General features: G+C 47.0%; 15 protein-coding genes. 5 read left to right on the forward strand and 10 right to left on the reverse strand.

What is annotated here, in order from left to right; translation table 11 throughout:
- Position 1: 1 nt before the first annotated feature.
- On the reverse strand, positions 2–436 hold the full coding sequence (locus tag FVR03_RS01660) for a hypothetical protein (RefSeq protein ID WP_187270002.1): 435 nt from the start codon (positions 434–436) through the stop codon (positions 2–4).
- Positions 437–924: 488 nt separating this feature from the next.
- Here FVR03_RS01660 and FVR03_RS01665 point away from each other — a divergent pair, with 488 nt between their 5' ends.
- Both FVR03_RS01665 and FVR03_RS01670 read left to right on the forward strand, forming a co-directional pair.
- A complete protein-coding gene (locus FVR03_RS01665) occupies positions 925–1,224 on the forward strand; it encodes an ArsR/SmtB family transcription factor (RefSeq protein WP_147920024.1) in 300 nt (99 codons plus the stop codon).
- 287 nt (positions 1,225–1,511) lie between these two features.
- On the forward strand, positions 1,512–2,624 hold the full coding sequence (locus tag FVR03_RS01670) for an MBL fold metallo-hydrolase (RefSeq protein WP_147920025.1): 1,113 nt from the start codon (positions 1,512–1,514) through the stop codon (positions 2,622–2,624).
- A 386-nt stretch (positions 2,625–3,010) separates the two neighbouring features.
- Here FVR03_RS01670 and FVR03_RS01675 read toward each other — a convergent pair whose 3' ends face one another.
- From FVR03_RS01675 to FVR03_RS01695, 5 genes are all read right to left on the reverse strand, one after another.
- A complete protein-coding gene (locus FVR03_RS01675; protein WP_147920026.1) occupies positions 3,011–3,907 on the reverse strand; it encodes an aldo/keto reductase in 897 nt (298 codons plus the stop codon).
- Positions 3,908–4,027: 120 nt separating this feature from the next.
- A complete protein-coding gene (locus tag FVR03_RS01680; RefSeq protein WP_147920027.1) occupies positions 4,028–5,377 on the reverse strand; it encodes an NAD(P)/FAD-dependent oxidoreductase in 1,350 nt (449 codons plus the stop codon).
- A 397-nt stretch (positions 5,378–5,774) separates the two neighbouring features.
- On the reverse strand, positions 5,775–6,845 hold the full coding sequence (gene namA, locus FVR03_RS01685) for an NADPH dehydrogenase NamA (protein WP_147920028.1): 1,071 nt from the start codon (positions 6,843–6,845) through the stop codon (positions 5,775–5,777).
- Positions 6,846–7,269: 424 nt separating this feature from the next.
- Positions 7,270–8,601, reverse strand: coding sequence for a xylose isomerase (gene xylA / locus FVR03_RS01690; RefSeq protein ID WP_147920029.1), 1,332 nt, complete (start codon positions 8,599–8,601; stop codon positions 7,270–7,272).
- A gap of 33 nt (positions 8,602–8,634) precedes the next feature.
- Positions 8,635–10,119: a xylulokinase gene (locus FVR03_RS01695; RefSeq protein WP_147920030.1), complete on the reverse strand. Its 1,485-nt coding sequence runs from the start codon at positions 10,117–10,119 to the stop codon at positions 8,635–8,637.
- 241 nt (positions 10,120–10,360) lie between these two features.
- Between FVR03_RS01695 and FVR03_RS01700 the strand changes: the two genes are divergently transcribed.
- Positions 10,361–11,377 (forward strand): LacI family DNA-binding transcriptional regulator, encoded by a 1,017-nt coding sequence (locus FVR03_RS01700; protein WP_147920031.1) that lies wholly within the window; start codon positions 10,361–10,363, stop codon positions 11,375–11,377.
- 948 nt (positions 11,378–12,325) lie between these two features.
- On the opposite strand, the gene FVR03_RS01705 is transcribed toward FVR03_RS01700, so the two are convergent.
- The gene (locus FVR03_RS01705; RefSeq protein ID WP_147920032.1) at positions 12,326–12,733 is read right to left on the reverse strand and encodes a DUF7793 family protein; all 408 of its coding nucleotides are present in this window, start codon (positions 12,731–12,733) and stop codon (positions 12,326–12,328) included.
- A 144-nt stretch (positions 12,734–12,877) separates the two neighbouring features.
- Here FVR03_RS01705 and FVR03_RS01710 point away from each other — a divergent pair, with 144 nt between their 5' ends.
- Complete coding sequence (locus FVR03_RS01710; protein WP_187270003.1) at positions 12,878–15,292, forward strand: bifunctional aminotransferase class I/II-fold pyridoxal phosphate-dependent enzyme/GNAT family N-acetyltransferase; 2,415 nt, start codon at positions 12,878–12,880, stop codon at positions 15,290–15,292.
- A gap of 207 nt (positions 15,293–15,499) precedes the next feature.
- Positions 15,500–17,188 carry a PAS domain-containing hybrid sensor histidine kinase/response regulator gene (locus FVR03_RS01715; RefSeq protein ID WP_147920034.1) on the forward strand — a complete coding sequence of 563 codons (1,689 nt, stop codon included), beginning with the start codon at positions 15,500–15,502 and terminating at the stop codon, positions 17,186–17,188.
- A gap of 87 nt (positions 17,189–17,275) precedes the next feature.
- Here the strand turns inward: FVR03_RS01715 and FVR03_RS01720 are convergent, their stop codons facing one another.
- The 3 genes from FVR03_RS01720 to FVR03_RS01730 form a co-directional block, all read right to left on the reverse strand.
- On the reverse strand, positions 17,276–18,301 hold the full coding sequence (locus FVR03_RS01720) for a UDP-glucose--hexose-1-phosphate uridylyltransferase (RefSeq protein WP_147920035.1): 1,026 nt from the start codon (positions 18,299–18,301) through the stop codon (positions 17,276–17,278).
- 69 nt (positions 18,302–18,370) lie between these two features.
- On the reverse strand, positions 18,371–19,519 hold the full coding sequence (locus tag FVR03_RS01725) for a galactokinase (protein WP_147920036.1): 1,149 nt from the start codon (positions 19,517–19,519) through the stop codon (positions 18,371–18,373).
- Between the two features lie 287 nt (positions 19,520–19,806).
- Positions 19,807–20,856 (reverse strand): aldose epimerase family protein, encoded by a 1,050-nt coding sequence (locus FVR03_RS01730; RefSeq protein ID WP_147920037.1) that lies wholly within the window; start codon positions 20,854–20,856, stop codon positions 19,807–19,809.
- Between the last annotated feature and the right edge of the window lie 173 nt (positions 20,857–21,029).

Genomic DNA, 21,029 nt, shown 5'->3' on the forward strand with positions numbered 1-21,029 from the left:
TCTAAAGTAGGTTGTGGTGGGTTAGTGTTACGGAGTTCAGGTATTTTTTAATGTTTTCGTGGCGCTCGGTTACCTCATACCACTCTATTTCGTTTAGCGGCAGGTACTCGCCCAGGAGCCCGTGCACCTCTTTCAGCAGGGCATCACCTTTTTTGGTTCTGAAATCAGGGTTTTTATAAAAGGCGCTCAAATACTGCACCTTTACCTGCCCGTTCTGTGTCACGGCCAGTTCCCTTATTTCCACCACCAGCTCCGACGATTTGTTGTTGTCCGTCACGATGGTGCGGTAAACGCCTTTGTTACCTTCTTCCAGTGCCGCAATGCATTTTTGTTTTACATCTATAAGCGCTGATCGCAATCGCTGGTTTGGCCTGATGTGGTGCCCGTAAATATATCCCAGCACTAATGCTATTACAAACGTCAAAAAAATTGCCATCCTGTTTTAATTTTTACTTTTGAAATTGATCTTCCTGTATATACGCGGAACGCAGCCAGCCGGTCAGACATTGTTAGCGAAGAAGCAGAACTTATAAATATTGGGTATACTTGGACTTTTCTGCTGCATTTACTGTCCTTCTATTCTGATACAATATAATTATTTTTCACCACAAACCCGATGCAGTCGCTTAAATTAACCTTGAAAGCAGATTATAGCACAGCTTCTTCTAATAAAAAAATCGAAATCAACATCTGCTGCTATCACTGCTAAACAAGGGGCTATGCAAACTTGAACCCAGAGCTGCCACTGCTTTAGGATCTCACCCACAAGATGCCGAAGGGATGACAAAGTGGGGGCTGACGGAGAACTAATATGTATTTCGCTTTTGCCGCATAACTTGAATTAATAATAAAAAATTAAAAAAAAAGATTTCAAACATTTTGATACTTATCGAATTGTCGTACCTTTGAATTGAGTTCAGCGCCATGACACACGATACCAAACGACTTACCCGCATCATGAAAGCCCTTGCTAATGAAAACAGGCTGGAGCTTTACCTGCAAATCAGGCGGCAGGAGGCGGTGGCAGTGGCTGTACCTACCGGCTGCGAATGTTTTGTGAGCGACATAGCGGCTAAAATGAAGATCGGGGCTCCTACTATTTCGCATCACATAAAAGAACTGGAGTCGGCAGAGCTGATAACAGTACAGAAAGTGGGCAAACAGATTACGGCAGCCATTAACGAAGAAACATTACGTTACCTGCAGACAATTTTCAAAGTTTAAAAAATTTACTTAAACATTTCGATACTTATCAAATTATTAAATTGAAACCTTACATAAACTTTACAGCTTCTGCAGCATCAAGAATCAACTGCCGGGTTCATGTCAAATTTTTCAAATAAAAATGGCCTTCCAAAGTAAAAACAGGCAAAAGTTGTCAAGGGTCCGGAAGCACGAGTTAATAGAGATGCCAAAGTGCCAGCAGGTACCATAAAGCCTTTCTAGCAGTTATCATCCTGCCGTAAGTACCATAAAATAAAACTATGCAATCACTAAAAAAAACATTAAAAATGATAGGAATACTAATTGGCAGCTTCTTCGGTGTTATCATTCTCGGAGGTGCTATTTTCATGAACGTGAGTCCTCAGTTTGGTGGCAAACCCACTACTGCTCAACAAGCTAGTTTTAAGGAGCTAAGCTATTACGACGATGGCAAATTCCAGAACCAGGTGCCTACCTCAATGGACATGAGCTTTGGAGAAACGGTTAGCACCATGCGCGATTTTATAAAAGGAGACCCCAGTCGCCAGCCGAGCCACCAGTTGCCGGTACACAAACTAGACTCGCTGTCAATTGCAGACCGGTCTGCCGACGAAGCACGGCTAACCTGGTTTGGCCATTCGGCTTTTCTGCTGGAGCTGGAAGGAAAAAACATTCTGCTCGATCCGATGCTGGGCGAGTCGCCTTCGCCGGTCCCGTTCTTTGGCTCTAAACGCTATGCTGCTGATATACCCATAGATGTAGCTAAACTGCCACACATCGATGCAGTTATTATTTCGCACGACCACTACGACCACCTCGACTACAGTTCTATACAGAAGCTGAAAGATAAGGTAGATGCGTTTTACACGCCCCTGGGCGTTGGCGCTCACCTGGCAGCATGGGGTATTGACGAAAAGAAGATTCATGAAATGAAGTGGGGCGACGAGGCGACACATGGTGGCTTCACCTTTATCTGTACACCAGCCAGGCACTTTTCAGGCAGAGGCCTTTTCGACCGCTTCTCAACCTTATGGGCATCGTGGGTTATAAAATCTGGTAGCAAGAACCTGTACTTTAGTGGCGACAGTGGCTATGGCCCTCACTTTAAAGAAATCGGTGAGAAATACGGACCTTTCGACATTGCCATGATGGAATGCGGCCAATACAACGAGCGCTGGGAGAACATCCATATGTTTCCGGAGCAGACGGTGCAGGCGTTTCTGGACGTGCAGGGCAAGCTGCTGATGCCCATCCATTGGGGAGCATTTTCACTGGCCCTCCACTCCTGGACCGACCCTATAGAGCGTGCAAGTGCCAAAGCAAAGGAGCTGAACGTAAACATGGCCACACCCCGCATCGGAGAAACCATCGACCTGAACCAAACCGCCTCCTATACCACCCGCTGGTGGGAACAGCAATAACACTGGAAGAAGGACCCCGCAACTAAATTATTGGCATAAAAAAGGCCTCTGGAAGCTTTTTAAAGAAAATTTAGCCAAGGGTCCTTAAACAGTTAGCTACTTTTAGCTCTTTCATGACTTGCTAAATTTTCAGATTGTACTGCTTTGAGAAACAGGAAAAGCGATGACGAAATTCGTATCACGACCTAATATTTTTTCCTGCTGTTTGAATTATTTTGGAGAACTGGACGGCCAAGACCTCGCAGCGTGCGCAGCTCCTGCGAGCGTCTGAAGGAACAATTGCAGGTTCCTGAAACGAAAAACTTACGGCAACTGGAGCAGTAGTAAATTTTGAAATGTGGCGGTGCAGTTTAGACACAGTGGCATCGGTAATTACGTTGAAGTAGTTACCGGTGCTGTTCATAGGTATTAGCCTGCAACGCGCTACGCAGCTTTTGAACCTGCTCCTCTGTCAGGTCATCAGCTGCAGCTACCTGTATTGCCTCCTGCAGCTGCTTTTGCGTTCGGATACCTACCACTGCCGAGGTAATAGCCGGGTGGTGCAACACAAAACGGGCTGCCACCTCTGCCTCACTCCGCTCCTGCCCTGCCACCTCCGCAACAGCCGCAGCAGCTGCAGTAACCTGCCCTCCGGAATACCCCAGGTATGGCTTCGGAGATTTGCCCAGCAGCAAGCCTTGTGCATAACTGCCCCTTGCCAGCACACCTACTCCATTTTCCTGCAACAGCGCCAGGCTTTCCTCTTCAGGCCGACGGTCCAGGAGGCTGTACTGCATCATCACGCTTACCAGCTTCGAGCGCTGCACATACTCCCGAATTACATTTGGCCTGATGGAGGAAATACCATAATACCTGATTTTGCCTTGCTGCTGCAGCATTTCGAAAGCTTCTATAGTTTCGTCGATGGGATCCTCTAAAGTGCCTCCGTGCAGTTGGTAAAGGTCGATGTAATCTGTCTGGAGCCGCTTCAGGCTTTTTTCAACCGCTTGTAAAATGTAAGCTTTGGTCGGGTTCCAGTCCCAGCCATTGCCATCGAGGCGCATCTGGTTACCTACTTTTGTGGCCAGCACGACCTTATCGCGCATGCCTTTAAAGGCATTTCCAACAAGTGCCTCGTTCTGGCCGTTCTGGTACAGGTCAGCGGTATCGAAAAAATTAATACCTTGATCCAGCGCTTTGTGGAGTAAGGCTTTGCCGGCTTTATCGTCATCACCTAACGACATGCAACCAAAGCTAATTTCACTTACCTGCAGGTCCGATTTACCGAGCAATTTGTAGTTCATGCTGCTATTTTTTAGATAGTTTGTAAAAAGAGGAGGGAAAAAACCTGTTGGCTCCTTCCCTCCTACAATGGGCAGGCAGTATTTACCTGCTGCTTTTTCAGTTTTTGTTTCTATAGTTTCCTAAGAATCCGGGTTATATTTTTTAAAGAAATCGCGGGCACTCTTGTCACCTTTGCGCACAAAAGGCCTGATAATAAGGCGCGTGCCACGCTCAAAGGTAAAGAACCTGTACATCCAGTTACTGATAACTACGAGCTTGTTCCGGAAACCGACCAGGTACATGATGTGCACAAATAACCAGATAATCCAGGCGAAGAAACCACTCAGGTGCAGGTTACCCGGCAGGTCGGCTACAGCACGGTTACGGCCAATAATAGCCAGCGAGCCTTTGTCGAGGTACTCGAAGGGCTCCAGCTTCTCGCCCTTTATTAGCCGTCTCAGGTTTTTAGCGAGCAATTTACCTTGCTGCATGGCAGGCTGTGCCACCCCCGGATGCCCACGCGGGTACTTCTCGGTTTTCATAAAAGCAATATCGCCTATGGCGAAAATATTATTGAAGCCAATTACCTGGCTAAAAGGGTTCACCAGAATACGGCCACGCTCCACCGATTCAGCAGGTAAACCATCGACCAAGGCTCCTGATACACCGGCAGCCCAGATCAGCGTATGCGCTTTTATCTGTTCGCCTCCCTTCAGCATTACCGTGAGCCCGTCATAAGACTCCACCAATGTGCTCAGCTTTACAACAATGCCAAGCTTTTCGAGGTAACGGTGTGTTTTCTCACTCGATTTGGGGTCCATGGGCGGTAACACCCTGTCCAGACCTTCGATCAGGTAAATATTCATTTTACTGAAATCAAGGCCGGGATAATCGGTTGGTAAAATGTGTGTCCGCATTTCTGCCAGCGCACCAGCCAGTTCCACACCGGTAGGCCCTCCTCCTACTATCACAAAGTTTAGCAGGCTGTGCCGTATTTCCTGGTCTTTGGTCATGCTGGCCTGTTCGAAACACTGCAGCAGTTGGCTACGCAGGTTCAGGGCATCCGGAATGTGCTTAAGCGGAAAAGAATACCGCTGAATTTGCTCATTACCGAAAAAGTTAGGCTTGGTGCCGGTGGCTATTACCAGGTAATCGTACTGCAGGTCGCCGATGAGCGTGGCAACCGTGTTGGTAGCATGGTAAATACCTGTTACGCGCACCAGCCGGAAATGAAAATCCTCATAATCGTCGGAGCCGAACATTTTACGAAGTGGTTCTGCAATAGCATCTGGTTCGAGGCCGGCCGTAGCCACCTGGTAGAGCAGAGGCCAGAAACCATGGTAATTCTGTTTATCGAACATCACTACCTGAAAATGTTTGCCCGAAAGCTTTTTGGCGAGGTTAATCCCACCAAATCCACCACCAATTATTACAACTCTGGGCTTGGTTGTGTCTGGTATGTTTAAGGAGAGCTTGTCGAAATTGAGCATAGGTTGTACGGTATATTTTTGGCTGAAAACAGCTGCAGTTTATATGGGGTCTGCAACTTTTCAGGTGTTTACGGTAAATGGCAACAAAGATTTATTTTACCCGATCAAATATTAATTTTTTCTGCTATTACAGCCCCATTGGCGGCACTCCGGCCTTAGGAGTGAGTGAGTGAGAGGGTCTTTTGTTTTATCCTGTTATGTTGCATGAAACCTCATAAAGATCATCCTGCTAACCTGGAGCTATAAATTTTTCTTGTTTTCTCACATACTCACTTATTCTCACCTCCAAAAGTCTGCGCCTTACTTGTTTCATGGAAGCGCTGCGTTAACAGATTATTCTAATGAAAATGGCCTCCGGAGAAGAAAAGGCCTAAAAGTATCCAAGGGTCAGGGGCCTTTATCTAGGTTTGGCGCGCTCGTATTGCAGCGGCCACTGAGGGCTAGCTTGCAACTCATGAGCGGCGTGTAGCGGGAAGTAAGGATCTCGCAGAAACTCCCGGGCCAGTAACACCAGGTCAGCTTTACCGTCGGCAATAATTCTCTCCGCCTGCTTTGCATCAGTTATCAGGCCGACAGCACCTGTTCGTACGCCCGCTTCTTTTTTAATGCGTTCGGCAAACGGAACCTGGTAGCCCGGCTCCACCGGAATTTTAGCTGCTGGCACGTTACCGCCGGTAGAGCAGTCAATTAAATCTACACCGTTCTCCTGCAGCACCTTTGCCAGCCTTACAGAGTCTTCTGCAGTCCAGCCGCCCTCTGTCCAGTCGGTAGCCGATAACCTTACAAACAGCGGAAACTCCTCCGGCCAGACGCAGCGAATCGCCAGTGTCACTTCTGTTATAAGCCGGATGCGGTTTTCGAAGGAGCCGCCGTAGTCGTCGGTGCGGGTGTTGCTCAGTGGCGACAGAAACTCGTGCAGCAGGTACCCATGCGCCCCATGAATTTCTAGCACCTGAAACCCTGCTTCCAGAGCACGACTGGCAGCTGCTTTAAAACTGGTAATAACCTGCTGTATTTCCGTTACCGTTAAGGCATGTGGCGCAGGCTCTTGTTCTGAAAAAGGTATGGCGCTGGGCGCTACTGTTTCCCAACCGTTTTGCTCTGCGACAGGTATGGCTGCTCCACCTTTCCAGGGGCTTTGGTGGCTGGCTTTCCGGCCGGCATGGGCTAGCTGTATGCCCGGAACGGCACCGTGCTGCTTCATAAACCCGCTAATTTTGCGCAACCCTTCTATGTGTTCATCCTTCCAGATACCCAGGTCATCGGGCGTAATTCTGCCCTCCGGGGCTACTGCTGTCGCCTCCACCAGAATTAAACCGGCACCTCCTACTGCCCTGCTACCATAGTGTACAAAATGCCAATCGTTTACAAACCCATCCTCGCTGCTGTACATGCACATCGGCGACATGGCAATTCTGTTCTTTAAAGTTACTTCTCGTATAGTAAGTGGCTGAAATAATGCTGACATATCTTCATTTTTATTTTGACTGCTACTTTAGGCCGGCTCCGGCAGCTGTTAGTAAGCATACGGCAAATCTAGCAAATCAATTACATGTATATACATTATTTGTATAGAAAATTTTCCGACTGCCTTTCAACTTTATACTGCCAACAGTTATAGAAAGGAGGTTTGCCACTTTATGGCTGTTATGGGAGAAGCAGTAGCTGGAGTTTGCAGGCAGTTATACCTTTTAAAGCAGGTCATACCCTTGGCAGAAAACAGGCAAAAACTCTTCCGAAGGCTATTTTTATTCGAATAAATTGAGTCTGGCAGTTTCTGTTCACCTAACATCATAAAAATTGACTTCATAAACCAGCTAAAGGAACAGCCCTAAAAACAAAAAGGCTTCCCGGAAAAACCGGGAAGCCTCTGAACTAGCTTTGTGTTGTGATTATATGTATCGGTTGATCAGGTTTTCGAGGTACTCTTGTTTGCCGCTGCGCGTCTCCGGCTCACCGTGCTCTATGGCATAGGCCCGCAGATCTTCCAGGCTCAGTTTACCTTCCTCAAATGCTTTGCCTTTACCGCTGTCGAAAGAGGCGTATCGCTCTTCTCTTATTTTCTTATAATCTGATTTCTGCAGAATATTATCGGCTGTTACAAGTGCTCTTGCAAAGGCATCGGCACCACCAATGTGCGCGTAGAACAGGTCGGCAGGGTCGGTGGAGTTTCTTCTGATTTTGGCATCGAAATTAATACCGCCTCCTTTAAAGCCACCAGCCTGCAAAATTATCAGCATCGCCTCTGTAAGTTCGTTTATGTTTACCGGGAACTGGTCGGTATCCCAGCCGTTCTGATAGTCACCACGGTTGGCATCTATAGAACCTAACAAGCCAGCATCTACAGCTACCTGCAGCTCGTGCTCAAAGGTATGGCCGGCCAGGGTGGCATGGTTCACTTCCAGGTTCAGGCTGAAATCGTTGAGCAGGTCGTGCTGGCGCAGGAAACCAATTACTGTTTCCGCATCAAAATCATATTGGTGCTTCGATGGCTCGGCTGGTTTCGGCTCAATAAAGAACTGGCCTTTAAACCCTTGCTTGCGGGCATAGTCTTTGGCCGCGTGCAGGAACTGGGCAAAGTGCTCTTTCTCGCGTTTCATGTTGGTGTTGAGCAGGGTCATGTAACCTTCTCTTCCTCCCCAGAACACGTAGTTCTCGCCATTTAAGGCAATAGTCGCATCAAGGGCAGCTTTTACCTGGGCTGCACCATGCGCCAGCACATGAAAATCTGGGTTTGTAGAAGCTCCGTTCATGTACCTGCTGTGCGAGAACAGGTTGGCTGTGCCCCATAAAAGCTTCATGCCGCTTTCTTTTTGCTTCTGTTGCGCGTACTCCACCAGGGTCTGCAGCCGGCGCTCGTTCTCTACCACATCATTGCCGTAATCCACCACATCCACATCATGGAAACAGTAGTATGGCATGTTGATTTTGGTCATAAACTCAAAAGCGGCATCCATCTTGTCTTTCGCTCTTTCTACAGCATCCGATTTTTCATCCCATGGGAAAACATGCGTAGCGCCGCCAAAAGGGTCGGAGCCGTTGCCGTTAAATGAGTGCCAGTAAGCTACTGCAAAGCGCAGGTGCTCTTTCATGGTTTTGCCTGCTACCACGCGGTTCTCGTCGTACCAGCGGTAAGCCAGCGGATTATCAGACTCAAGGCCTTCGAACTGAATCTGGCCAATTCCTTTAAAAAACTCTTTGTCGCCTAAAACTATGTTTGCCATGTTGTTTTGTGTTTTCTACTGTTGATGTGATAATTAAATTCTGGTTAGTTTATCTTGCAGAAGCGTTTTCCACTCCTGGTATACCGGCTCGTATTGTGCGGCCGTCTGGGGTTCTATTAACTGCAAAGGGTGTGTGTTACTGAAAGCTTCGTCGCCGGAGGCATAGGTTTTTGCCCCAATTCCTGCACCCAAAGCTGCGCCAACGCTACCATCGCTTGGGTATAGCTCCACCGGCACGTTGGTGGCATTAACAAACGCTTCGGTAAACAGCGGGCTTAAAAACATATTAGCTCTGCCTGCCCTGATAACCGTAGGATTCATGCCGTTTTCGCGCATAATATCGAGGCCATACCGGAAGGCAAATGCAATGCCTTCCTGCACCGCCCTGAAAATGTGCGGCTGCGTGTGCTTGTAAAGGTCGATGTTCTCGAAATGAGCACCTATTATTTTGTTGTTGAGCATGCGCTCTGCACCGTTGCCAAAAGGCAGCACCCGCAGCCCATCGCTGCCGATAGCCACCTGGCTGCCGAGGCTGTTCATGTCGGCGTAGCTGATGCTGGAACCGATCATATCTTTTGTCCAGCGGTTCAGAATGCCGGTGCCGTTAATGCATAGCAGCACCCCTACCCGCTTCTCATGGCTGGCATAGTTAACGTGCGCAAATGTGTTTACCCGCGACTGCGGATCATATACCAGTTGGTCGCTTACGCCATAAATTACGCCTGATGTTCCTGCCGTGGCAGCGACTTCGCCTGGTTTCAGCACGTTTAACGAAAGCGCGTTGTTCGGCTGATCACCTGATTTATACGTTACCGGAATTCCTTCTGAAAGGCCTAAAGTTGCCGCGATCTCACGCTTCAGCTGCCCATGCTCCGAAAACACTGGTTTGATCTCCGGAATCAGCGCCTTGTCGAAGCCAAAGTACCCGAGCACATCTTCCGAGAGCTGGTCCTCCTGAAAATCCCAGAAAACTCCTTCCGAAAGCGCAGAAATACTGGTAGTGATCTCGCCTGTGAGTTTCATGGAAATAAAATCGCCGGGAAGCATGGCTTTATATATCTGCTCGTATTTTTCAGGTTCGTTTTGCTTTACCCAGGCCAATTTAGATGCCGTGAAGTTTCCTGGCGAGTTGAGCAGGTGCGCCAGGCTTCGCTCTTCGCCGATGGCTTGCAGGGCTCCCTCGCCTATGGCCACAGCCCGGCTGTCGCACCAGATAATGGAATCGCGGATTACACGCTGCTCCCGGTCTACCACTACCAGTCCGTGCATTTGGTAGGCAATGCCAATGGAGCCTATGTCTGCAGGATTAAACCCGGCGTTTGCATTCACTTTTTTTATGGCGGCCTGCACATGCTCCCACCACATATCGGGCGACTGCTCTGCCCACCCCGCCTGGTGCGCGATAATGCCTGACTCTACTTCAGGATATTGTGCCGAAGCCACACACTGCTGGGTGGCAGCATCTACTACCGACACTTTAATGGACGAAGTGCCAACATCTATTCCTAATAGGAGCATATTTTACGAATTTTTAACAGCTTAAATCAACCCATACTTTAGCAGGTTTATAACACTTTCCTGGGCTAATGCGCATAAGTTTATGCCAACGTTGGCATAAACTTAAAAGAAAGTTTTGAAATCCAAAAATTTATCTGCAATTATGTTTAAATTATTTTTCTTTAACGATTAAACATGTAGAAGAAAGGCAACCTTCATCTACCTTTGTAAAAGCGCCATAGCATAACCAAAAAGACAAAAAGTGCAGAAAGTAACCATCCATGATATTGCCCGCGAACTGAACATAACCTTTTCTACGGTGGCAAGAGCCCTAAACGACCACCCCGCCATTAGTGTAACCACCAAAGAGGCTGTGCGCGAAACTGCTAAACGACTCGGGTACCGGCAAAATAAAGTAGCCTCCTCCTTACGCTCCGGTCGCACCAATATTATAGGCGTGGTGGTGCCGAGCCTCGATGTCTCCTTCTTCAGCTCCGTAGTACACGGTATTGAGCGCGTTATGCATGAGAATGGCTACAGTATCCTGCTCTACCAGTCTAACGAATCGCTGAAGCAGGAAACGAAAGGAATTGCCACTTTTCTGGCATCGCGGGTAGATGGTATTATTGCCTCTGTAACGGCAGAAACTTTTCAGTACGAGCACTACACTGAAATAAAGAAACGGAATGTGCCCTTGCTCTTTTTCGACCGGACATTAGATGAACTCCAGGTGCCATCCGTTACGATCAACGACTATAAAGGAGGGTTTATGGCCACAGAGCACCTGATCCGGAAAGGCTATAAACGCATTGTGCACATCTCTTCGGAGCGGAACCTGCCTATTTTTAGCGAACGGCTACGCGGCTACACTGATGCCCTGGCGTATTACGATCTGCCTTTTGATGAGAACCTGGTTTTCAGGGGAAACATATCGATGGAATATGGAAAGACCTGTGTGGATGCGCTACTGGAAAAGCAGGTACAGTTCGATGCCATTTTTGCACTCGAAGATTATATGGCCATGGGTGCCATACACCAGCTATTAGCGCATGGCATTACGGTACCCGACCAGGTGGGCGTTATTGGGTTTGCAAACGAAGCTTTTGGAGCCTACATCACTCCTACCCTCTCAACTATAGATCAGCAAACCGTGAAAATGGGCGAGGAAGTAGCTAATTTATTTCTGAAGCTGTCAAAAAACAAAAAGTTTTATGAAGCAGAACCGGAACGTGTGGTGCTGGAACCTTTGCTCATGATCAGGCAATCTACAGCCAGGTAAGTACAATAAAGGTTTATTACCGGAAAGCAGTAGTGTTTAAATGACGTGCAAATGGCTATACAACTAATTACTAATGTTACGCACTAATTTTTTTGTCTCCTTTGAAAACTCATTTTACAGGGAAAAATCCAGCACTTAGTGCAAAGTGTTTTTCGCTAGTGCAGGCTTACAGGTCGTAACATTATCCCGAAAACTCTGGGTAAAATCAGGTTAGGGCAAGCTGACTCTTTACAATCTATAACTAAACGCGTCTCTTATTTCATCTATTTTACACCAGCGGCCTACGAGCCGTTAAGTGCATGCAATAAAAAATATATCGGGCAGACCCTTGGCAAAATTCGGACGAAAATCCTTTGGAAGGTTATTTTCATTCGAATAATTTGAGAGCATAACATATTACGAGCTATTGTTATAGCTATTTTTCTATGTATACCGCAAGTTTAGGCGCAGCCGCAACTAGTGGGAGAAATGAGGCAAGTTATCAACTTGCGCAAAAGTGAAAGCAGGAGGTATTCGCTAGTTTTGAAAACTTGCCATTATGTTAAACCACAAGTTACGTTACGCTAAACTTTCAGCATAGATAGTTATTACTACCCCTGCATATGTTATACACTCCGATTATTTGAATTCTCTAAATGAACTCAAATTTAATCTATCCGGTAAATTTTAGTTGCATGCACTTAGCATGTTGTACCCAATTTGCACCAGAGTGGCCTGCAATCCGCTAGTCTTTTCAGGCAGCTCAAGACTGCGGTATAAGAGCCAAGTCCGAGGACGCTCACGCCATGTTATATTAGTGCTATGCCGTGGCACCGCAACAATAATTAGGCAGATAGAAGAGTGCTACTTATAGAACTTTACTGTTCACTTAATTTTTGGCAGCCTGCTGATGGCCACAGCAATGCGTAGCTCTAAAAGAGGTTCCTCCTGTTTTACCTTTACTTAAGCTTAACAAATTACTACGGCTATACTTGCCTGCACACACACCGATAGCAAAAGTACCAAGCAGTAGTTAGCTTTATATTGTGCCAGCCAGTCGAGGGCGGCTCTTTTATCGGTAAACATGCGGCTCGGGTTTTTAGGTTTGTTAACGGCTATGTAAAAATTAGCCATCATACGGAGTACAGGAGAGGTAACCAGCAAGGCAGTGGCTGTAACCAGTTCGTTTCCTTCTTTTGCTATAAAATCGCGTGCTTCTTTGGTGGTGTTCCGGACTTTGGTGATGTCAAAAAAGCTGGGGTATGCTGTGCCTGCAATAAGTTCCAACCTATCCTGTACACATTTTTGTGCTATTTCAAGATTCAGTAGCTCAATTTTTTTAAAGTTGCATAGAAAAATGCCGTTATCAATTGACATAACAATATAATCCGTTTCTTTGGACTTACTGTCGCTATTTTTGTCAATATTTGTCATAAGTTTTGAATTAATCTGACCCCGCGGTGTTACACTAGTAACCTAAGCAAATGTACTAATTATATGGCTAAAATCAGGCATAACAATATGCTCGATACAGTTGACTCTGTACTAAACGTTTCAAAGAAAAAAGGCATCATTCACCTTCATGCCGAAGACGAAACCCTTAATGGAAAAACCCTCACCTTAAACGGCCGGCAGGTTCTGCACTTTGGAACCTGCGGATATCTGGGGCTGGAGCACCACCCGGAAATAAAGAAAGGCGCCATAGATGCCATAGAACGCTTTGGCACACAATTCCCGATGTCCAGAACCTACATCTCTAATCCATTATACAGAGAATTAGAAAATTTGATACAGGAAATGTACCATGCACCTGTTGTTATTTCTAAAAATTGTACACTTTCTCATCTCACCACCATCCCTAGTATTATCAGGCAGACGGACTTGGTTATACTTGACCACCAGGTGCATGCCAGCGTGCAGGAAGCGGTAAAGAAAATGCTGAGCCAGGGTATTACTGTGGAGATGATCCGGCACAATAACCTGGAGATGCTGGAAGAACGCATAAAGAAGCAGCGAAGCAAGTTCGACAGAATCTGGTATATGGCTGATGGTGTGTATTCTATGTACGGAGATTTTGCACCTATCAAAGAAATGATAGCCTTAGCAGAAAAGTACGAGCAATTGCACTTATACGTAGACGATGCCCATGGCATGAGCTGGGCAGGCCAACATGGCACCGGTTATGTAATGAGCCAGATGGAAGGCGGACTCTACCGAAAAATGATTCTGACCGCGAACCTTGGCAAAGGCTTTGGGGCCTGCGGAGGTCTGTCGCTGTTCCCGAACGAAGAATGGTACAACAAGGTCAATAACTTTGGTGGCCCGCTCACGTTTTCGGTTCAGATAGAGCCTGCGACCCTAGGCGCTGCCCTTGCCTCTGCCAAAATACACATGAGCGATGAACTCGTAGGTTACCAGCAGGAACTACAGGATAAGATTGCCTATTTCAACGAGTTACTAAAGCAGACAAACCTGCCGCTTGTACACGAATGCAACAGCCCGATATTCTTTATCGGCACCGGCACCATGGACATGGGCAACCACCTGGTACAGCAATTGCTAAACGATGGCATTTACGTTAACCTTGCTACTTTTCCAGCTGTACCCGCCAAAAACATCGGCATCCGGATTACCATATCGCGGAGCAACTCTTACGAAGACATAGCTGAGCTGGTGGCAAAGCTACAGTTGCATTTTAACGAAGCACTGGCTGAAACAAACCAGACGGTAGACAAAATAAGGAAGGCTTTTAAAATGGCCCCGCTGCCGGAAAGCCAATCGCAGGTGAAACTCGTATCGGATGGCACTTTACGCTTAAAAAGCTACAACTCCATAACCGAACTCAATGAAGCCACCTGGAACACCTATCTGGGTAAAAATGCCTTGTTCGATTGGGCTGGACTTAAATTTTTAGAGAATTCCTTTACTGGCAATCATCAAAAAGAAAACAACTGGGATTTCAGGTATTATGTAGTTGAGGGTCCGGAAGGCAATATCGTGCTCATGACCTTTGTAGTAATCGCGCTCCAGAAAGACGACATGTTCTCGGAAGCATCTATATCGAAAGCCATGGAAGAAGAGCGGTTGCTGAACCCCTATTACCTCACCTCCACCGGTATATTAATGGGCTCTCAGTTCACCGAAGGCAACCACATGTACCTCGACCGGCAAAGTCCTTACTGGAAAAGTGCACTGAAGGCACTGATAGCTGAACTGTATCAGGAACAGGAAAAGACAAACGCCAGTAACATTCTGCTTCGGGATTTAAATGCAACCGACCCCGAAATGGACGAGTTTATGGTAGAGCACGACTTCGTTAAAATTGACCTGCCGGAATCTTGTGTTGTTGAAAATCTGGACTGGAAATCGGAACAGGAGTTCCTAAGCACACTTTCCAGGAAAAACCGGAAAAACTTTGTGCAGAAGGTTAAGCGGAACGAACCTTTTTATACCGTTGAAATCAAAAGTAAGCTCACGCCGGAGGAGCTTGCCTATACAATTGAGCTCTATAAAAATGTAAAAAACAATAACTTTGGCATCAATAACTTTGTTTACCCTGCAAATGTGTTCCAGCAGATGAACGAAGACAGTGCCTGGGAATTTGTAGTGCTATATTTAAAAGAGGAAATCACAGACAACAGACTACCTGTTTCTGTTTGCATGTGCCACCTCAACCACGACCAAATTTACAGCCCTGCCCTAATTGGTATGGATTACGCCTACCTGCTGGAGTACGGTGTTTACAGGCAGACCCTGTGGCAGGTAGTAAAACGAGCCAATGCACTTGAGTGTAGAAAAATTAATTTTGGCATCTCAGCTTCCATCGAAAAGAAGAAGTTTGGAGCCAAACTTTATCCAAAAGTAGGGTACTACCAAGCCAAAGATAATTTTACAATGGAAATGATGCAGGCCACCATTGCCATTGAACAAGAATAACCACCTGTTTAGGTTGGCGTAAGTTAAGGCAAATTAAACACCAGTTCCGCTACTGAAATTTTCAGCATCTAATTAGTTTATTTAGAGCCCGAAAATTTCAGTAGCGGACCGGCTTTAAGTATTTGCCAATTTATTTGAAACTGTGTAACAGATAAATTTACATCTGATTTTTTAATGCACTTCACGAACAGTATTCTAATTATTTAAGTGAAAGTTCTGAAAGAAAGAATAGAAGATATAATCTCGCTCATTGCAGAAGTAGCCAACGGAAACTTCGATTACCAGATAGAGGCGACTGAAACTGGTGATGAACTGGATGCCATTATTTCTGGGATAAGCATGCTGGGTCAGGAGCTGAAGAGCTCTACAGTTTCCCGCGACTTTATGCAAAGCATATACCAGGGTGTGGTGGACATGTTAGTTATATTAAACCCGGATCTTACGGTACGCGCTGTAAACGAGGCCTTCGAGGAACTGCTGGACCTAAAGGAGGAAGAAGTGGCGGGCCAGCAATTAGCAGATTTGGTACACCCTAACGATGCCCTTAGGTTACAGGCTGCCTACACCAAGTTTAAGGCAGAAGGCAAATGCCTGAACGTGGAATTGCTGCTGCAGCCCCGACACCGCCAAAACCCTTTGCCAGTTTCCTGCTCTTTTTCTTATCTAAAGAACAGCCAGAAGGAAATTGATGGCATCCTGATAATTGCCAAAGACATAACCGAAATTAAACGAACGGAGCAGGAACTGAAAGAAGCCAAGAACAAAGCCGAAGCAGCGAACGAGGCCAAAAGCAATTTCCTGTCCAGCATGAGTCACGAGATCAGGACGCCACTGAATGGGATAATGGGCTTTACCGACCTGCTCATGCAAACCGACCTGAACAAGTCTCAGAAACAGTACCTGAACCTGATAAAAACCTCCGGCTCCACCCTCACCAAGCTCCTCAGCGACATACTGGACCTGCACCGGATAGAGCAGGACAAAATATCGTTGGAGCTGATACCTTTCGACTTAAGAACTACTGCTTCAGCCAACCTGGAGCCCTACAAACACCTGGCGCAAGCTAAGAAAGTAGCTTTTAGCTACACATTTGATGAAGCCATTCCGGAAATCGTTATCGGAGATCCAAACCGCATAAACCAGGTTCTCATAAACCTGGTGAGCAACGCCATAAAATTTACCGAAAACGGAGCCATTACCATTCATCACCGGGTAGATAAAATTGACCAGGAGAACCTGTTGCTCACCTGCACGGTAACCGATACCGGCGTAGGCATTCCGGCTGCCAAACAAGCTATAATTTTCGATTCCTTTACGCAGTCAGACCAATCTACCTCGCGCCGTTACGGTGGTTTCGGACTCGGACTGACCATCAGTAAAAAGCTTGTTGCTATTCTGGATGGTGAGTTAGGAGTTGTTAGTCCACCGCCGGGGAAGCAGCAGGGCTCTTCTTTCTGGTTTACTGTGAAACTACAAGCAGCCAACAATCAGCCTGAAGATACTTCCGCTGACCTGGTGGAGCTGGACTTTAGACTAGAGAAGGAAAAGAAGATATTGGTGGTTGACGATAATGAAATAAATATCTTCCTGATGCAGGATATTCTGGAAAATTTTGGTGCTACCGTCACCACGGCCCTAAGTGGCGAAGAAGCCATTACATTAGCGCATGACACACCCTTCGATATCATATTTATGGATATACAAATGCCGGATATTGATGGATTGGAAGCCACAGCCGAACTCCGGAAAGCAGGTTTTACAGGAACCATTATTGCCTTTTCGGCCAACGCTTATAAAGATGATATTTACAAAAGCCTGGCCGCCGGCATGAATGACCACCTCTGCAAACCATTCACCCAGGAAGATCTGATTGCCCTGTTAACCAAATGGGGCTGATCCTGTTTCTACAAAACGACTCAAACCAGCAGCGGCCACTCAACTGAAGAGTGGCCGCTGCTGGTTTGAGTACAGAAACTTGGAGGTTTAAACCAGATTTCTTAATCTGTCTGCACTGGCTTCCGGGGTAATATCGCGTTGCGGATCACCTAACATTTCGTAGCCTACCATAAATTTTTTAACGGAGGCAGACCGCAGCAGTGGCGGGTAAAAGTGCATGTGGAAATGCCAGCCTGTATGAGCCTGCCCATCCGTTGGGCTTTGATGTATACCAGCCGAATAAGGGAAAGAAATATTAAATACTCTGTCGTAGGCCATCGTCAACTTTTTAATGGCATCGGCAAAAGCATCTTTCTCGTTACTGTCCATCTGCGCGATGTGCTGAAAATGGCGCTTGCTGATGATGATAGTCTCGAAAGGCCAAACAGCCCAGAATGGTACCAAAACTGCAAAATGCTCATTCTGATATACCACACGTTGCTTCTCCTCCAGTTCCAGCTGCACATAATCGAATAGTAAGCTCCGCCCATGCTCCTGAAAGTAAGCCTCCTGCTGCACCGTTTCTTTTGCCGGCTCACCTGGCACCGAACTCTGTGCCCAGATCTGGCCATGCGGGTGCGGATTACTACAGCCCATTACCTGGCCTTTGTTTTCGAAAATCTGCACGTAATTAATAAAGTCGAGTTTGCCAAGCTCCAGGTACTGCTCCTCCCACAGATCCACTACCTTTCGGATGTCAGCTACCTCCATATCGGGGAGGGTAAGGTCGTGGCGCGGCGAAAAACAGATAACCTTGCTAATGCCCCGTTCACTTTCTGCCTGCAGCAAACCTCCTTTAGAAAATGAGCCAGCTGGCGTATCGGCTTGCAAGGCTCCAAAATCGTTTTGAAAAATAAATGTTGCCTCGTAGGCCGGGTTCTGCTCACCGTTAACGCGCGTGTTGCCGGGGCACAGGTAGCAGGTGGGGTCGTATGCCGGTCTGGCCTCTTTCTCTACAGCCTCCTGCTGCCCTTGCCAGGGCCTTTTTGCCCGGTGCGGCGATACCAGCACCCATTCTCCTTTTAAAGGGTTGTAGCGCCGGTGTGGGTGCTCTTCTAAATCAAATGCACTCATATAGTTATATTATTTATTGCCGCCTCTAAGCGACATACGTTCAGAAAATCAGGTAAAATAGCAACGCAGTTAAGAGATCTGGCTGCTGCCATCCACAATCTGGGCTACATATACTTTAGGTTCCCGCCCGAAATGTTCCTGGTAAGCCGTACTTGCCTGCTGGGTATACTCCTCTATTTTATTGGCGTGCACAATATTAATGGTGCAACCGCCAAAGCCACCGCCCATCATGCGGGCTCCCAGAACAGCTTGGTTCTTGCGCGCCTGCTCTACCAGAAAATCAAGTTCGGGGCAACTTACCTCGTACTGGTGCTGCAAACCTTCGTGCGAGGCGTACATTTTTTCACCGAAGCCTTTCAGATTGCCCTGCGCCAGGTCCTGGCAAGCTTCTAATACTCTGTTATTCTCCTGCACCACATACAGGCAACGTTTATAAGTAACCGGTTCAAATTCCTGCTCATGCTTCTCCAGCATCTCCACCGTTACGTCGCGGAGGCTGTTAACCTGGGGGTAGTGCTGCCGGAGCAAAGCTACGCCTGCCTCACATTCCTGCCGGCGGGTGTTGTATTCCGATGAGGCTAGCGAGTGCTTTACCTGCGTGTCGAGCAACACAATGCGGTATTCGTCCAGGTCAGAGGTAAAGTATTCGTATTCCAATGAGCGACAATCCAGCTTCACGACATGCCCGCTTTTGCCGAACATGCTGGCGAACTGGTCCATGATACCGCACATAACGCCAGCATATTCATGCTCGGCTTTCTGCGCCATCTTTACCAGATCAAATTTTTCTACTCCTAACCCATAGATCTGGTTTAACGCAAACGCCAAGCCACACTCTACTGCCGCCGAAGAAGACAAGCCTGCTCCGATAGGAATATTGCCGCCAAACACCAGGTCGAAACCGGGAATGTGGTGACCAGCCTTCTGAAACTGCGCTACTACGCCCAGCAGGTAATTAGCCCAACCCAGCTGGCTTGGCTGCACCTCCGTCAGGTCGAAGGTGGCACTTTCGTCCATATCGTAGGAGTAGGCCCGGAAGGCTTGGGTGCCGTTGGGCGCTACCGCAAAGTAAATCTCTTTGTTGATGGCAGCCGGCAGTACAAAGCCTTCGTTATAATCGGTGTGCTCGCCTATCAGGTTTACGCGGCCCGGAGACCGGAACAATAAAGGCTCCTGCTGATACAGTGAAAAAAATTTGTCTTTAATTTGATCTATCATATTGGTTGCTTTGAGAGCTGCCCGTTTTGCATTCGTTATAAATATACTTTTCAGGTTATGTATGGAGCCAGACCAATTCTGCTAATGAAATTGGCCTTCCAACGGAAATTTCACTATTTTTTGTCAAGGGTACAGCCTGTAAATATCGGCAAGCCTTAAGCCCTTTAACGCTAAAGCGGCTATTTAAGAGGTTAGGTACACGACACATGCCGGTGAGAGTTTGCGGCATGGGCTGGCACATTATGTTCATAAAAGCGATACACTTTTGTTATGCACCCACCTACTGCTTAAGCACCTTTTTTTACCGAAAATTTGTAAATGGTAGTGTGGTCATAGGTTTCGCCAGGTTGCAGAATAGCCGACGGAAACTCTTCGTGATTTGGAGCATCGGGGAAGTGCTGTGTTTCGAGGCAAAGCGCACACTGCTTAACAAATACTTTTCCGTGCTTGTCTTTTACGCTGCCATCGAGTGCATTGCCTGTATAAAACTGCACGCCGGGCATGGTTGTAAATACTTCCATAAACCGCTTGCTTTCCGGGTCCAGTACTGAGGCCACGTATTTAATTGATCCATCGGCTTGTGGTACAATATAGTTGTGGTCGTAACCGCCAGGAACCTGCGCAATTCGCTCCCCTATCACATGCTGCTCCCTGAAGTCCATAGGAGTTCCTTCAACCTGCTGTACCTCACCGGTTGGCACTTGTGTATCATCCACGAGCGTATAGGCATCAGAAGCGATCTGCACCACATGGTCCAGAATCAACTCCGATTTGCCTGCGGTCAGGTTGAAGTAACTATGGTTGGTCAGGTTAACAGGCGTAGCTTTATCAGTTGTAGCCTGGTATCGTATGGTCAGTTCGTTATCGTCGGTCAGGCTGTAAGTAATGGTCGTTTCCAGATTGCCCGGATACCCTTCTTCGCCATCAGGGCTTGTATAGGTCAGCTTCAGGCCATTCAGGGCGGGCAGTTCTTCGGCCTGCCACACTTTTTTATCGAACCCAGATAAGCCGCCGTGTATGTGGTTTGGAGCTTTGTTAGCGGCCAGTTCGTACTCCTGACCGTTAATAGAAAACCTGGCATTTTTAATGCGGTTGGCGAAACGCCCCACTACAGAGCCAAAGTAAGGCTGCTTCTGCAGGTATCCTTCCAGGTCCTCAAAACCCAGGGCTACCTCTCCTGCCTCACCGTTTTTATCGGGGGTAACAATGGAGGTAATTATGGCGCCATAGTTTGTAATTTTCACTACCATACCTGCGGCGTTGGTTAACCTATAGAGGCTAACCTCCTGCCCACCAGGCAAGGTGCCAAAAGGCTCTTTTTTAATATCTGCTCTCATGAATGTTCGTTATCGGAATTTCGGAAAAGTTGTTTTTCTACTGTTCGAAACAACTAATTAAGTTAGTTCTGCTATAACTCCCAAATCATGCAGACAATAATTAACGTATCTATATTATTATTTATAAATACCAACGTTTGCATAAGCGCTTTGTGCTATTCTTCGGTTCAGTA

Source organism: Pontibacter qinzhouensis, from assembly GCF_008017455.1.
In the GTDB taxonomy this organism is placed as follows: Bacteria; Bacteroidota; Bacteroidia; order Cytophagales; family Hymenobacteraceae; genus Pontibacter; species Pontibacter qinzhouensis.

Coding starts and splice junctions, on each gene's coding strand:
- FVR03_RS01695 (WP_147920030.1), bottom strand. CDS start 10,119: ATGCTCCTATTAGGAATAGATGTTGGCACTTCGTCCATTAAAGTGTCG.
- FVR03_RS01705 (WP_147920032.1), bottom strand. CDS start 12,733: ATGTCAATTGATAACGGCATTTTTCTATGCAACTTTAAAAAAATTGAG.
- FVR03_RS01660 (WP_187270002.1), bottom strand. CDS start 436: ATGGCAATTTTTTTGACGTTTGTAATAGCATTAGTGCTGGGATATATT.
- FVR03_RS01710 (WP_187270003.1), top strand. CDS start 12,878: ATGCTCGATACAGTTGACTCTGTACTAAACGTTTCAAAGAAAAAAGGC.
- FVR03_RS01725 (WP_147920036.1), bottom strand. CDS start 19,519: ATGATAGATCAAATTAAAGACAAATTTTTTTCACTGTATCAGCAGGAG.
- FVR03_RS01675 (WP_147920026.1), bottom strand. CDS start 3,907: ATGAACTACAAATTGCTCGGTAAATCGGACCTGCAGGTAAGTGAAATT.
- FVR03_RS01665 (WP_147920024.1), top strand. CDS start 925: ATGACACACGATACCAAACGACTTACCCGCATCATGAAAGCCCTTGCT.
- namA (WP_147920028.1), bottom strand. CDS start 6,845: ATGTCAGCATTATTTCAGCCACTTACTATACGAGAAGTAACTTTAAAG.
- FVR03_RS01720 (WP_147920035.1), bottom strand. CDS start 18,301: ATGAGTGCATTTGATTTAGAAGAGCACCCACACCGGCGCTACAACCCT.
- FVR03_RS01670 (WP_147920025.1), top strand. CDS start 1,512: ATGATAGGAATACTAATTGGCAGCTTCTTCGGTGTTATCATTCTCGGA.
- FVR03_RS01680 (WP_147920027.1), bottom strand. CDS start 5,377: ATGCTCAATTTCGACAAGCTCTCCTTAAACATACCAGACACAACCAAG.
- FVR03_RS01730 (WP_147920037.1), bottom strand. CDS start 20,856: ATGAGAGCAGATATTAAAAAAGAGCCTTTTGGCACCTTGCCTGGTGGG.
- xylA (WP_147920029.1), bottom strand. CDS start 8,601: ATGGCAAACATAGTTTTAGGCGACAAAGAGTTTTTTAAAGGAATTGGC.